The organism is Rhodococcus sp. MPR-R1B (genome assembly GCF_058793255.1).
Genome location: NZ_JBXAFO010000004.1, coordinates 271,563 through 284,644, shown reverse-complemented (window position 1 = coordinate 284,644; position 13,082 = coordinate 271,563). Strand labels below are relative to the sequence as shown.

Here is a 13,082-nt window from a genome sequence, read left to right as displayed (position 1 = left end):
AGTTCACTGCCCCTTATTTGCTGTCGGAACGACAAGGTGTGGAGCGAATTATCTGTGCACACACGCTCGACACAAATGCAAATCATTTTTCTGTGTATAGGAGGAGGGTGAATTAGGGGGTGAATTCAGTCGCGGGTCATCGAAACCACTGTTCTGAAATGATCCAGAGATAGGGGTCACATTAGATTCGTTTTTCTTAGCAGATTGGATTCCGGCCTGAGTTAACTGTCGATAATGCTTCGGGGGCCGACATGGCATTTCGAGACAAAGAATCGCCCAGCTTTTCGTAGAAAGCCTTCGGTACGGTTACGTCAGTCCAGCTGATCACGCGTCGCAGCGACTGTGGGCGACGCTCTTGTGCGCACGGATGAGGCACAGCCTGGGATGTGAGTGGATCTCGGAAAATGCCACGTCGGAGGCTTCTTCGAAGATCTCGAGACCTCGCAAGTTCAGGTCGTTCTCGCGCATCTCGGCACGATGAAATGGCTTACTTTTCAAGCACTTTCGATGCCCGGAGTCAAATGGTGACGGTCGTTGCGTAGTCGCTGACGGCGGATGCGGCCGGTTCGATCGGTGCGCAGTCGCCACATCCGAGCAACCGTACCGAGTGGCCGCGAGGTCCCACAGACGGTACTTTTCGCAGCTCTCTGGACACTTCGCGAAATCGGACCTTCGAATCAAGTTCTCGCGCAACCATTCTGACGCAGATTGTGTCAATGGCGCTACACCCACGGCTGCCCGCAAGGTTTGACTGCCCCGGTTGCTGTTACGCCCTGGGATCCGGAGCCCAGAGATTCTGTGACACTCGCGGGCCGCTCCGCGCAGTGTGTTGCACGCGACTCAGCCGCCATTGGTGGACTCTTGCCCACCGACTCGTCGTCGCGGAACTTCGTCAGACGACCTTTGCCGCAACGGAAGGGCTACAACGATTGGTCGGGCCCGGTCAACGACGCGGGACCGGTCGTCGGTTGGTGTGCGCCGGTGAACCGCTCGACGACGGATACCACGACGATCGCGAGTGCCAGGATTCCAACGGTCCGGGCGAGTGACTTCAGGGTCTTTGGAAGCGCCTTCTTCATACGAGGCAGATTACTGCGGACGGTACGCAATTTGTGGGCTAGGTTTCGGTCCGGATCGGATCGGTCTGGAGAGAGATCGCTTTATCCACGCAGCGTGACTATTCGTGATGCAAATCTTGTGGTGCCCCCGGCAGGATTCGAACCTGCGGCCACACAACTAAGTGCACCACAGCACCGACAAGACACCTCTCGCGAACTGGCGGGCTGTGGTGCAGCGGGCGCCGCAATCTAGACCGATTTCGACCGTGCAGTGTGCCATGACTGGCGACATGTCGGAGAGTCGCGGTGACGCAAGATTCTCCTACGTGGGATTCTGTGCGAAATCCCCAACCAAATGGCTAGGGCCCGCGTCCGACGAAGGATATGGCTGAGGCTTACTCTTCACTCGGCGGTGCTCCGCGATGGACCAACACGCGAGCACTGCCGAGGTCGCGAAAAGGATTGGGCGGTTGTAGCCCCAGGGTGAAAATACTACATCCCAAAGGCCTTGTATCGACACGAGGATCACCAACGCGGCGTATTGCCCTCGCGCTCGGATGGCTGCAGCGGAAAATAGGAAGATTAGCAAGGCAGGGAATCCGGCGGCCAAGATTCCACCAGCGGCCCACGATTCGAAGAATACCGAATGCAGGGAGACTTGCCCCCCGTCTCGAATCCAGATCTTTCGGTACGAGTCGGGGTTTGCCATTCCGAGGTCTTTGGCGATTTGGACGCCCGACGCTTCGGTGGCGCGGTCAATCTTGTTCAGATTGCCCCACCCTATTAGCGGCTTCTCTGAGATGGCCGCGATTGAGAATGGGGGCTCGACCCGGCCTGCGAGAAAGGATGGCGCGTCGGAAACTTGTTCCTGAGCAATGGTCCGAGCCTGTACGTCAGCTCCGAAAGTGCCAGACGAAATAGCATTCGGCAGGAGCACCGCCAAAGCATAGATGCCGACTAGTGCGACCCCAATCTTAGCCCATCTGGGACGGCTTGATGGACCCTTCGCTATCAGCATGACCACAGAAATCAGGCAGACGAGTGCGTGGGACCGGAACCCTAGAGACATGCTGGTGACGCCCAGGGTTGCGAGCAGTACAACTGACACCCATGTTTTACCAGTCGACACGGCCATGTAAATCAGAATTATCGTCACGGGTGTGGCGATCCCGTACTTCCACAAGTGTTCAAATGAGTCTGATGTATTGCTAGTGCCGATCAAGATGAAAAACAAGGCATGGCCAGCAGCGGTCCAAGCGATCAATTGCCCTGCATCTCGTTCGCCGGCCGTCAACTTAACCGCCGATGATGCGAACAGTGCCGCAGCGAGAAGCGATACGACCGCTGTCACGGGAAGCGGCACTCCTTGAAGGAAAGCGCTGACGGCGATCATAGATGCAGCCCCGATGGCCGCCCCAATGAGCGCCTTACTCCATCGGGGCCATCCATTCAGGGGCTTTATCGGAATCAGAAATATTCCAGGTACTGATGCTGCGCAGAACGCGGAGCGAAACCACGGCATAGGCACGGCGGCAAGCAATCCGAAAACTCGTCGGTAATTGTCATATGTCGTCGACTTGGTTCGTGGCACCCTTCCGAATGCCCATGGCATGACGCTCGCAGTGACTGCCGAAATGGCCGTTCCGATGAAGATGGCGAGGATCGCGGTGTCTACTGTTTCAGGTTGAAGCATCGACACGGTCCTGCGCAAGGTGAGCCATCGTTTCATTGTCCGGTAAACCGGTGTGTTGGCCTATGGATTTTGGTGCGCGGATTGTGCGACGAAAGTCCTGTCTTTCCTTGCGATGTCTCGATAGGGAAGCCCCCCAACCTCGCAATGAGGGTGGGGGGCTTTCGTCATCCGCAGTAGAACTGTTGCTGCTAGCTGCCGAAGATGTCGCCGAGTGAACCGAGCGAACCGGTGCCTGTCTCGGGCTTCGGATCCTTCTTGGCGAAGTTGGTGGTGCAGCCGTTGAACTTCACCGCGTCGACGAAGACGCTCGAGGCCGCCGAGCCGGTGCCGACGCTCACACCGTAGTGCTCGACCTTCGCGCCGGGGTTGGCTGCCACGATGGCATCGAGTGAGGTGGGCTCGCCCTTTACTGCACCGCCGATGGTATGGGTGCTCCACCAGAGTCCGTCCTGGATGTTCTCGTGCTTGACCGCAACGTCCGTGACAGGCGCGTCGTTCTGGCTCGGCACCCACACCAGAGTGGTGAAACCGTTGTCTTTCGGATTCGTGGTACCGGTCAAACGCAGCTGGAACGCGGCGCTGGTGGTTACGGCGCGCTCGGAGAACCCGATTTCCTTGGCAGCCGCGTCGGCGAGCTTGATGCTTCCAGCCGCGTGGTACGACACCGAGCGGTCGTTGACGTCGGTGACTTCGAGTTTGAGTGAGCCGTCCTTGTCGAAGACATTATCGGCCGCGTAGGAGGCGATCTGGTCCTTCTCGTCGGTGAACGGGATTCCCCAGCCGTTCGCGGTGGTTTCGGTAGACGTTGTGGAGCAGGTGAAGCCCGCTTCCGGCTCTGCGGAACCGAGTGAACCAGTGGGTGCTGCGCCCGCGAAAGCCGGTGCAATCAATGCAGCGGAGCCGACAAGTGCGGCAACGATTCCGGCGCGGCGGGTGGCTTTAGACATGCGTGATGAACCTCTCGGAGGGTAAAACGGGGGTGAAGGTCTGTAAAAATTAGCACAGACTGTCCGGTTTGTGAATGTTGAGGATGGGGAACGATTGCCCAAGGTTGTCCAAGGAAAAAGGCTGGCAAGTAACGTATTTCGGTTTCCCGCGCGAATTACGATCAAGGTTTGTGTGAATCGGCACTTGTGATTTCTCAGCGAGTGAGAACGAGCTGCCTTGTGGCTGCCCCTTGTAGTGGGGTCGCCTGCCGGGGTGGCCCCCGCGTGCACTCCGGCAGGTCGGCGCACCTGAGCTGTCGGGAACACGTGCACCCAGGATGACCCACTGGGCGACCGGCCAGGTCGAGGCCGGTGGATCAATGCAGGGCGAAATGACGAATCGCGACGTGCGTTTGATCGGCCACCGCAGCGTCCGACTCAACGAAAGTAATTCGCGATCTACCGATTAGCGTGCGGATCGTACAGAGTTCCACCATTCGAACGAACGCTGCGCCCAAACTTCAGGGGAGGGTCGGGTGCCGCGCTTGACACCACGGGGGTTCCTGTTCGGCGCCCACGCGAGTACGACACTCTTGCGCCAGACGTGCTGGCGCCCGAGCTTGAATCTGAGAGGCCCATTACTGATGTGGGCCCAAATAGCCTGGTTCCCTTTGGAGTTCCGGGTGTGACAGAAGCATTGCAGGGCTTTCCAGAACTCGTCTTCCGTACCAATTCGCTCCGCCGCTGGACAGCAAGATTGTCGATGACAAGCCGGGATTCGGCGCCCAACTTATGGTGTGTCCACTGGACTCACCTGAGAACCGCACAACAACACTTACTCAACACTTTGGTCGGGATTGAGTGGGATAACGCAGGAATGCCGCGTCGGTCATGGCTTCGTACGTGCAGGTGTAGAGGGTATTCGTTCCTGGGAAAACGATACAAAAGTGCCCCCGGCAGGATTCGAACCTGCGACCAAGAGATTAGAAGGCTCTTGCTCTATCCCCTGAGCTACGGAGGCGCGTGGAACATCATACTCGAGGGTTCGGGATGTGACGCGCGCCGCCCAACTCCGACGCGTTGTCGTAGTCGGTTCGCGAAGGTCCTACCCTTGACGTATGGCTACACCCGACCTCGCGCCGACAGATTCCCCACCGGAGTCCACACAGCACAGCGGTGCACCCGCTTCTTCGACCGCGATATTCGTGGTCAGCGGACTCATCGCAGGGCTCACTGCAGCCATCGTGGTGGGATTCTCCGCGTCGCAGGCACTGACTCTTCTGGGTATTCCGGATCCAGGCCCGATCACCACGTACGGCCTGCCCGCGATGCGGGCACTGGGGGAGATCGCCGCGGTCATCGCGATCGGGTCACTGCTGCTGGCCGCGTTCTTCGTGCCGCCGCAGAAGTCGGGCGTCCTCGACGTCGACGGCTATCGGGCAGTCCGAACTGCATCGCACGCCGCGATCGTGTGGGCGATCTGTTCGTTCATGATGGTGCCTCTGACGCTCTCTGACACGTCGGGTCAGCCGTTTGCCGAAGCGATCAAACCGGCGAACCTGTGGTCGGGACTCGATCAGGTCGAGATCGCCGGCGCTTGGCGTTGGACGGCGATCATCGCGGTTGTTCTGGCGATCCTGGCCCGACTGACACTGCGCTGGTGGTGGACCCCGCTACTGCTGCTGGTCGGTCTTCTCGGACTGATGCCGCTCGCTCTCACCGGTCACTCGTCTTCGGGCGGGTCGCATGACATCGCTACCAACAGCCTGATCCTGCACCTCGTGGCGGCTTCGCTCTGGGCCGGCGGCTTGTTCGCGCTACTGGCACACGCGCGGCGCGGCGGCGATTACACCGACGTAGCAGCCCGACGCTTTTCGACGGTCGCATCCATCTGCTTCGTCGTCATGGGATTCAGCGGCGTCATCAACGCGATTGTCCGTCTGCCTCTCGACGACGTATTCACCACGACGTATGGACGATTGATCGTCGCGAAAACAGTTGCACTGATCATCCTCGGGTTCTTCGGTTGGGCTCAGCGGAGTCGGGCGCTACCGGCGCTGGCGGAGAATCCGAAGAGTCGCTCTGCCCTGATTCGATTTGCCGGCGCTGAAGGCATCGTGATGGCGGCAACCATCGGCCTCGCGATCGGCCTCGGTCGTACCCCGCCGCCCCCTCCGCTGTCGATTCCCTCGATTCCCGAGGTCGAACTCGGTTACAACCTTCCGGACCCGCCGTCGTTCATGGCCTTCGTGACGGACTGGCGATTCGACCTCATGTTCGGCACCGCCGCCGTTGCTGCGGCGATTCTGTACGGCATCGGCCTTCGCAAGCTGGCCAAGCGTGGGGATTCCTGGCCTGTCGGCCGAACCATCGCCTGGATGAGCGGTTGTGCGGTGCTCCTGATCGCCACGTCGTCGGGCGTCGGCAAATACGCACCGGCAGTCTTCAGCGTTCACATGGGTGCGCACATGGCGCTGTCGATGTTGGGACCAGTCCTGCTGGTTCTGGGTGCGCCGATCACTTTGGCTCTGCGGGCCCTGGATCCGGCAGGCAAGGACGGCGTGCCCGGCATTCGCGAGTGGATTCTGACCGCGCTGCACAGCCCGTTCTCGCGATTCATCACTCACCCGATCGTGGCGGCAGTTCTCTTCGTCGGCGGTTTCTACGCGCTGTATCTCGGCGGAATCTACGGTGCGACGGTCGACTCGCACAGCGCTCACCTGCTGATGAACCTGCACTTCATCCTCAGCGGCTATCTCTTCTATTGGGTGGCGATCGGAATCGACCCGTCACCACGTCAATTGCAGCCAGTGACCAAGCTGGCAATGGTCTTCGGCTCACTTCCGTTCCACGCCTTCTTCGGCGTGGCATTGATGAGCACCACCGCCGTCATGGGCGGCGCGTACTTCCGTTCGCTCGGCCTCGGCTGGAACAACGACCTGATCGGCGATCAGCAGCTGGGCGGCAGCATCGCGTGGGCGACCGGCGAGATCCCGCTCATGGTGGTCATGCTCGCGCTACTGGTTCAGTGGTCGCGCAGCGATGGCAGGACAGCGCGCCGAACCGACCGTGCGGCCGAGCGCGACCACGACGCCGACCTCGCTGCTCACAACGCCATGTTCGCCGAATTGGCCAGGCGGGACCGCGAGGGGTGGAAACCGCGTGAGGCTGCTGACGCGGAGACTGCAAGCGAGGACTCTGCGGACGAGACACCCAGCGAGAAGAAATCCGACGAATCCTCCACTAGCACTTAGCTCCGACACTGCCCGGGCCGTTTGGCTCGGGCAGTGTTGTTTCTCCACAGCTGTCCCGCCGATGCACAGGTGGAAATCGAAATCCCGAGCCAGGCGTTTGCCGTTCCACAATCGAAACTGCCGACGCAGTGATCGGCCCCGCGGCAGTTGGCGGGTTCTGGAGTTCGAAGGGGGATCGGACATGTACGAAACGCATGCAACGGTTGTCGGAACCGTCATCACCAATCCGGTGAAGCGGCAGACCACCAATGGCGAAGAGGTGCTGAGCTTTCGGATGGCGAGCAACACGCGTCGCAAAGACGCGGTGACCGGAGAGTGGACGGACGGAGCGACCCTCTATCTCACGGTGAGTTGCTGGCGGCGGTTGGTCACCGGCGTCGGCGCATCCATCATGAAGGGTGATCCGGTCATGGTGGCGGGGGAGTTGCGCACCAACGAGTACACGACCAAAGAGGGTGTGCCTCGTTCCGATCTCGAGCTACGGGCGACTGCGGTAGGCGCGGACCTTGCTCGTTGCATCTCGAAGATCGAGCGTCAGAGTAAGCCGACGTCGGCGGAGAATGTCGAGGACGCAGTCGACACCGTCGCTGCGTGAGGACTCAGACCGAAGGTTTCGGGCAGTCGCGGGGCCGCGAGTCGTGCCCCGCGTCCACTCGCTCGAGAAGTTCGGTGAGAGTTGCTCGCTCCGATTCGTCGAGGTCGTCGAACACATCCGAAGATTCGCGTCGTTGAGCTTTTGCGACGTCGGCAGCGAGGGTAGCGCCGGCGTCGGTGAGCTCGAGTAACACGGCTCGCCGATCGTTCGGATCGGGAGTGCGGCGCACCCATCCGGCCTCTTCGAGGGAATCCACGACGTCGGTCGCCGACCGCGGAACGATGCGCAATCGCTCGGCAAGAAACCCGAGTCGAACCGGCTCGCCCACTCGGGTCAGTACTCGCAGCGCTCGGCTTTGCGACGGCGAGAGACCGAATGGTTCCAGCGCTGCCACCTGACGTCGGCGGATGAGCCGTGCCACGGACATCACGACGTCGGTGAGTTCGCGCTCTCGGGAATGCATGGCGTCAGTCTAGCGTTGTTGGTGTCAGCCTCATAGTGAGGTAACCTCATCAATATGAAACTAGGGTGAGAAAGCCTCCAGGAGGTAGAACGTGAAACCAGATCACATGCGAAACATCGAACGATCCGCTGTCGAGATCACTCCGGCGGAATCCGTACCGGCAAAACGCGTACTCGGACTGTTCGCGCCGTATCGAACTCAGATCGCCATCGTCACCGCGGTCATCACACTCAGCGCGATCGTGGCGCTGGGCAGCCCGCTGCTCCTACGCGAAATGCTCGACAAGGCGATCCCGGACAAGAACCTCGGACTCGTGAGCGTTCTGGCCATCGGCATGATCGCCATTGCCGTGATCACGAGCTGTCTCGGCGTGGCACAGACCTGGATGTCCAACAGCATCGGCCAGAAACTGATGCACCAACTGCGCGTGCGGGTCTACTCGCATCTGCAGAATCAGTCGCTCGGATTCTTCGCTCGAACCCGAACCGGAGAAGTTCAGTCGCGTATTGCCAACGACATCGGCGGTATGCAGTCGGTGGTCACCAACACGGCAACATCCATCGCGCAGAATGCAACGACCGTGGCAGCCACCATTGTTGCTCTGTTCCTTCTGGATTGGCGGCTTGCCATCTTCTCGCTGGCGATCTTGCCGGTGTTCATCCGTATCGCACGCAAGATCGGTGACGAGCGCCGCAAGATCTCTGGTAAGCGGCAGAAGCTACTCAGTGATCTGTCGGTCCAGGTGGAGGAATCTCTCTCCGTCAGTGGCATTCTCCTCGGCAAGACGACCGGCGCGAAGTCGGCTCTGACGGATCGATTCACCGAGCGTTCAGCGGAAGTCGCAGACGTCGAACTCCGAGCCATGATGGCCGGCAAGTGGCGCATGGCGACCATGTCGATCACCTTCGCAGCCATGCCTGCACTGGTCTACTGGTTTGCCGGTTTCACTCTCGATCACGGCAACACCATCACCGTCGGCACCCTCGTCGCATTCACCACGCTGCAAACACAATTGTTCCGCCCCACCATGATGCTGCTCAACACGGGCGTCGAGGTGCAGAGCTCGATGGCACTGTTCAGTCGCGTGTTCGAGTACCTGGATCTGCCGATCGACATCGCGGATCCGGAAGAGTCGAAGAGCTTCGACCGCACCAAGATGTCCGGCGAACTTCGGTTCGACCACGTCGACTTCTCGTATCCAGGAACCGACAGCAAGACCCTCGACAACATCGACCTCACGGTCCCGGCCGGCGGAACCTTGGCGCTTGTCGGCTCCACGGGTTCGGGCAAGACCACTCTCGGATACTTGGCCGCACGTCTGTACGACCCGACTGCGGGATCGGTGAGAATCGACGACGTCGATCTGCGGGACCTCGATCTGGCGACGGTCTCCGACCTGGTAGGTGTGGTGTCGCAGGAGACGTATCTCTTCCACACGACGATTCGTGAGAACCTTCGGTTCGCGAAACCCGACGCCACGGACGCCGAGATCGAGCAGGCAGCGCGCATCGCGCAGATCCACGAGTTCATTTCCGGTCTCGACGACGGGTACGACACCATGGTCGGCGAGCGCGGCTACCGATTCTCCGGCGGTGAGAAACAGCGCATAGCGATCGCGCGCACAGTCCTGCGGAATCCGCCGATCCTCGTCCTCGACGAGGCGACGAGCGCCTTGGACAATCGCACTGAACGTGCGTTGCAGGACGCGCTCGACGAGCTGATGGTCGGACGCACCACTCTTGTTGTGGCGCACCGACTCTCCACGGTTCGAGATGCGGATCTCATCGCGGTCCTCGACCAGGGCGTGGTTGTGGAAAAGGGCACCCACGACGAACTGGTGAAGCAAGGCGGGCGGTACGCGCAGCTGCTTGCGGCTTCGGGTAGCGACGCGGTCGAACTGCCTGCGGAATTGCAGACTGTGTGACAGTGCATCCATCGCGTTGGCGAGTCACCGAGCACCGACCAGAGGTGGCATGGATGTTCGTCCAGGCCACCTCCGCGTGGTTGTACGTCGTGCCGACGGGAACGGGAACGACTCCGATCTATCGCGGGTCCTGTCGGCGGTCAGCTGCGTGGCGCGCCGCGATGTATCCGAAAACCATCGCCGGCCCGATGGTCGCGCCTGCCCCGGCGTAGTCGTTGCCCATGACCGCGGACGAGGTGTTGCCCGTCGCGTAGAGACCTGCAATCGGTTCACCGGAACTGTGCATGACCTGTGCATGTTTGTTGTAGACGAGCCCGCCTTTCGTTCCCAGATCGCCGGTTCGTAGTCGAATCGCGTAGTACGGACCTTCGTCGATCATGTCCATCGAGGGGACTGGCAATGTCGGGTCCCCGTAGTAGTTGTCGTACGCACTCTTTCCACGCTCGAAGTCTTCGTCTACACCGTTGTGCGCAAACCTGTTGTATCGATGCACAGTGAGAGCTAATTGTTTCTTCGGAAGTCCGAGGCGGCCGGCCAACTCGTCGAGCGTGTCGCCGGTGTAGAGGAGTTCGTTGTCGAACCAGGATTTCGGGAACTTCTGCCCCGGCATGATCGCTCCGATCTGATAGCGACTTTTGGCCTTCGCGTCGAAGATGAACCACGCTGGGTCGTGACCCCCGGCAATCTGGTTGTGGACGAATGTCACGTAGGGAGCGGATTCATTGGTGAACCGAACTCCGTTCTGGTTCACGATGATCGATCGGGGAACCGACCGTTCGGAGACCAATCCGTGCATGATCCCGTCAGGTCTCTTGAACGAGGGCATCCACCACGCGTCATCCATCAGGTCAACTGCGGCACCGATTTGTTGTCCCGCGCGGATGCCGTCTCCAGTGTTGTCGACCGAACCGAGGCTGTAGTTGGCGCTGGCGTTTTCCGGGAGATACTGCCGACGCATCTCGTCGCTCTGTTCGAAACCGCCGCAGGCGAGCAGTACGCCTTTGGAAGCTCGGATTCTGACAGTGCGGCCGTTGCGCTCGGCCACCACACCCACCACGCAATCATCGTCGTCGGTGATCAGCGATTCCATCGCAGTGTTCAGCCAAAGCGGAACGCCGGCTTGTTTGATCGCCAGGCGCAGACGGCCGACCAGGGCCTGCCCGAGTGTCTCCATGTGCCTTCTGGTCAGAACACTCTTCGCTGCACGCCACCCGGTTGCCAGCGCGGCACGTCGCCCTGCCCAGGTACGCATGACCATGTTCAGTTTCACGAACTCTTTGGATGTGATGTACAGACCGGCGGGAGTCGGAAGTGCGCCGGGGCGCAGACCGGACTCGTCGGTGCCGAGCATTTTCAGGTCGAAAGGAAGCGGTTCGATGGTACGTCCACGTGGGCGACCGCCCGGCTTCTCCGGGTGATAGTCCGAATAGCCCGTACACCATTGGAATCGCATGAGCGGGCTGGTCTTCTCGAGGAACTCGAACACGCGTGGACCTTCGTCGACGAACGCGTCGATGTTGTCCTCGGGAACTCCATCACCAACGACAGCTCGCATGTACGCCCGGACGTCGTCACGGCTGTCCGAGAGCCCTTCACGGATGAGAGTTGGATTGTTGGGCACCCAGATGTTGCCGCCCGACAGCGCGGTGGTGCCGCCATAAACGTCTGCTTTTTCGATGACGAGGGTGTTCAGACCATTGGCGGCGGCTGCCAACGCCGCGGTCAACCCACCGGCACCGCTGCCGCCAACGAGGAAGTCCACTTCGTGATCGAAGGACACTTCCCTTGATTTTGACGCGCGAGGCATTTGCCTCTCCTATTCAATTGGTTGAGGTTTTCTCTTCACGGGCCGCAGCCCGAAGGGGTTGACCGAGGTCAACCATGCGCTCGAGTGGACGAAGGCTGATGATTCAGCAATACAACGGCTTTCGCGGGCCTCGAACACCGATCGCCGTCAGCGGTGCTTGCGCAACTCGTGGCGTGCGACGCTCCTGATATGCACTTCGTCTGGTCCGTCGGCGATACCGAGGATCCGGGCACTCGCCCACATTCTCGCGATCGGGAAGTCGTCGGTGACACCGCCACCCCCGTGGCACTGGATCGATCGATTCAGGACGTTGCGCGCCACACGAGGACCGATGACTTTGACTGCCGCGATCTCGATCTGAGCGCCCTTGGCTCCGACCTGGTCGATGAGCCATGCTGTCTTCAGCACCAGAAGGCGGGCCTGCTCGATTTCCATTCGCGATTCGGCGATCCAGGTCCGGACAACTCCCTGATCCGAGATCGGCCCGCCAAAAGCGTTACGAGACTGGGCACGTCGAACCATCAAGTCCAATCCGCGCTCCGCCATGCCGATACAGCGCATGGCGTGGTGAATTCTGCCCGGACCCAGGCGCGCCTGTGCGATGGCGAACCCGTCTCCTTCGGACGCAAGCATATTTGTTGCCGGTACTCGAACGTTATCGAACCGAATTTCACAGTGGCCGTGTTGGTCGTGGTATCCGAATATCGGTAAACTGCGTACGATTTCGACTCCAGCGGTGGCGACGGGCACCAAGATCATCGATTGCTGCTTGTGGGGCTCTGCCTCGGCATTCGTCTTCCCCATGACTACCAGAATTTCGCACCGTGGGTCTGCTGCACCGGTCGTCCACCATTTTCGACCGTTCACGATGTATTCGTCGCCGTCCCGAACAATCGACGTCATGATGTTTCGGGCATCGGAGGACGCAACATCGGGTTCAGTCATGGAGAAGCCCGAACGCATTGTGCCGTCGAGCAGTGGTTGAAGCCATCGCTCCTTCTGCTCGCGGGTTCCCACCAGGTGCAGGATCTCCATGTTTCCGGTATCGGGCGCCGCGCAGTTGAGGGCTTCGGGGGCAATGTAGGGCGAGCGTCCCGTCACCTCGGCGATGTGGGCGTAGTCGAGGTGAGACAGTCCTGAGAGCGCCGGCATGAACAGATTCCACATGCCCTGGCGTCTCGCTTCCAACTTCAGCGACTCGACTACGGGTGGCAAGACGTGACTGCGAGGTCCTGCGGCCTCGAGTTGTTCGGAGTAAACCGACTCAGCTGGGTAGACGTGTTCGTCCATGAATGCTTCTAGACGCGCGATGATTTCGCGCGCAGCGGGGCTCGGAGCTAAGTCCATTGACGGCACCTTTTG

Annotated in this window: 9 protein-coding genes and 1 tRNA gene; 3 read left to right on the top strand and 7 right to left on the bottom strand. The window is 60.3% G+C overall.

From position 1 onward, the window contains the following. Positions 1 to 324: 324 nt before the first annotated feature. The 4 genes from AC1Q61_RS08760 to AC1Q61_RS08745 all read right to left on the bottom strand — a co-directional run bounded on the left by AC1Q61_RS08760 (position 325) and on the right by AC1Q61_RS08745 (position 4,698). Positions 325 to 468, bottom strand: a complete 144-nt coding sequence (locus tag AC1Q61_RS08760) for a hypothetical protein (RefSeq protein WP_198531565.1) — start codon at positions 466 to 468, stop codon at positions 325 to 327. 452 nt (positions 469 to 920) lie between these two features. After that, positions 921 to 1,079, bottom strand: coding sequence for a hypothetical protein (locus AC1Q61_RS08755; protein WP_003945304.1), 159 nt, complete (start codon positions 1,077 to 1,079; stop codon positions 921 to 923). 1,860 nt (positions 1,080 to 2,939) lie between these two features. After that, the gene (locus AC1Q61_RS08750) at positions 2,940 to 3,698 is read right to left on the bottom strand and encodes a hypothetical protein (protein WP_492650885.1); all 759 of its coding nucleotides are present in this window, start codon (positions 3,696 to 3,698) and stop codon (positions 2,940 to 2,942) included. A 927-nt stretch (positions 3,699 to 4,625) separates the two neighbouring features. Continuing rightward, positions 4,626 to 4,698, bottom strand: a tRNA-Arg gene (locus tag AC1Q61_RS08745). A 97-nt stretch (positions 4,699 to 4,795) separates the two neighbouring features. Between AC1Q61_RS08745 and AC1Q61_RS08740 the strand changes: the two genes are divergently transcribed. Together AC1Q61_RS08740 and ssb are read left to right on the top strand one after the other, a co-directional pair. Continuing rightward, the gene (locus AC1Q61_RS08740) at positions 4,796 to 6,931 is read left to right on the top strand and encodes a bifunctional copper resistance protein CopD/cytochrome c oxidase assembly protein (protein ID WP_007733346.1); all 2,136 of its coding nucleotides are present in this window, start codon (positions 4,796 to 4,798) and stop codon (positions 6,929 to 6,931) included. Between the two features lie 181 nt (positions 6,932 to 7,112). Next, a complete protein-coding gene (gene ssb, locus AC1Q61_RS08735; protein ID WP_007733347.1) occupies positions 7,113 to 7,526 on the top strand; it encodes a single-stranded DNA-binding protein in 414 nt (137 codons plus the stop codon). 4 nt (positions 7,527 to 7,530) lie between these two features. On the opposite strand, the gene AC1Q61_RS08730 is transcribed toward ssb, so the two are convergent. Continuing rightward, a complete protein-coding gene (locus AC1Q61_RS08730) occupies positions 7,531 to 7,989 on the bottom strand; it encodes a MarR family winged helix-turn-helix transcriptional regulator (protein ID WP_003945320.1) in 459 nt (152 codons plus the stop codon). Positions 7,990 to 8,095: 106 nt separating this feature from the next. Here AC1Q61_RS08730 and AC1Q61_RS08725 point away from each other — a divergent pair, with 106 nt between their 5' ends. After that, entirely contained in the window at positions 8,096 to 9,913 is a 1,818-nt protein-coding gene (locus AC1Q61_RS08725) for an ABC transporter ATP-binding protein (protein WP_007733348.1), read from the top strand. A gap of 118 nt (positions 9,914 to 10,031) precedes the next feature. Here AC1Q61_RS08725 and AC1Q61_RS08720 read toward each other — a convergent pair whose 3' ends face one another. Together AC1Q61_RS08720 and AC1Q61_RS08715 are read right to left on the bottom strand one after the other, a co-directional pair. Then, positions 10,032 to 11,720 (bottom strand): FAD-dependent oxidoreductase, encoded by a 1,689-nt coding sequence (locus AC1Q61_RS08720; RefSeq protein ID WP_492650883.1) that lies wholly within the window; start codon positions 11,718 to 11,720, stop codon positions 10,032 to 10,034. A 147-nt stretch (positions 11,721 to 11,867) separates the two neighbouring features. Continuing rightward, positions 11,868 to 13,067 (bottom strand): acyl-CoA dehydrogenase family protein, encoded by a 1,200-nt coding sequence (locus tag AC1Q61_RS08715; RefSeq protein WP_030537580.1) that lies wholly within the window; start codon positions 13,065 to 13,067, stop codon positions 11,868 to 11,870. Between the last annotated feature and the right edge of the window lie 15 nt (positions 13,068 to 13,082).

Coding starts and splice junctions, on each gene's coding strand:
- ssb (WP_007733347.1), top strand. CDS start 7,113: ATGTACGAAACGCATGCAACGGTTGTCGGAACCGTCATCACCAATCCG.
- AC1Q61_RS08715 (WP_030537580.1), bottom strand. CDS start 13,067: ATGGACTTAGCTCCGAGCCCCGCTGCGCGCGAAATCATCGCGCGTCTA.
- AC1Q61_RS08740 (WP_007733346.1), top strand. CDS start 4,796: ATGGCTACACCCGACCTCGCGCCGACAGATTCCCCACCGGAGTCCACA.
- AC1Q61_RS08720 (WP_492650883.1), bottom strand. CDS start 11,720: ATGCCTCGCGCGTCAAAATCAAGGGAAGTGTCCTTCGATCACGAAGTG.
- AC1Q61_RS08725 (WP_007733348.1), top strand. CDS start 8,096: ATGCGAAACATCGAACGATCCGCTGTCGAGATCACTCCGGCGGAATCC.
- AC1Q61_RS08730 (WP_003945320.1), bottom strand. CDS start 7,989: ATGCATTCCCGAGAGCGCGAACTCACCGACGTCGTGATGTCCGTGGCA.
- AC1Q61_RS08755 (WP_003945304.1), bottom strand. CDS start 1,079: ATGAAGAAGGCGCTTCCAAAGACCCTGAAGTCACTCGCCCGGACCGTT.
- AC1Q61_RS08750 (WP_492650885.1), bottom strand. CDS start 3,698: ATGTCTAAAGCCACCCGCCGCGCCGGAATCGTTGCCGCACTTGTCGGC.
- AC1Q61_RS08760 (WP_198531565.1), bottom strand. CDS start 468: ATGCGCGAGAACGACCTGAACTTGCGAGGTCTCGAGATCTTCGAAGAA.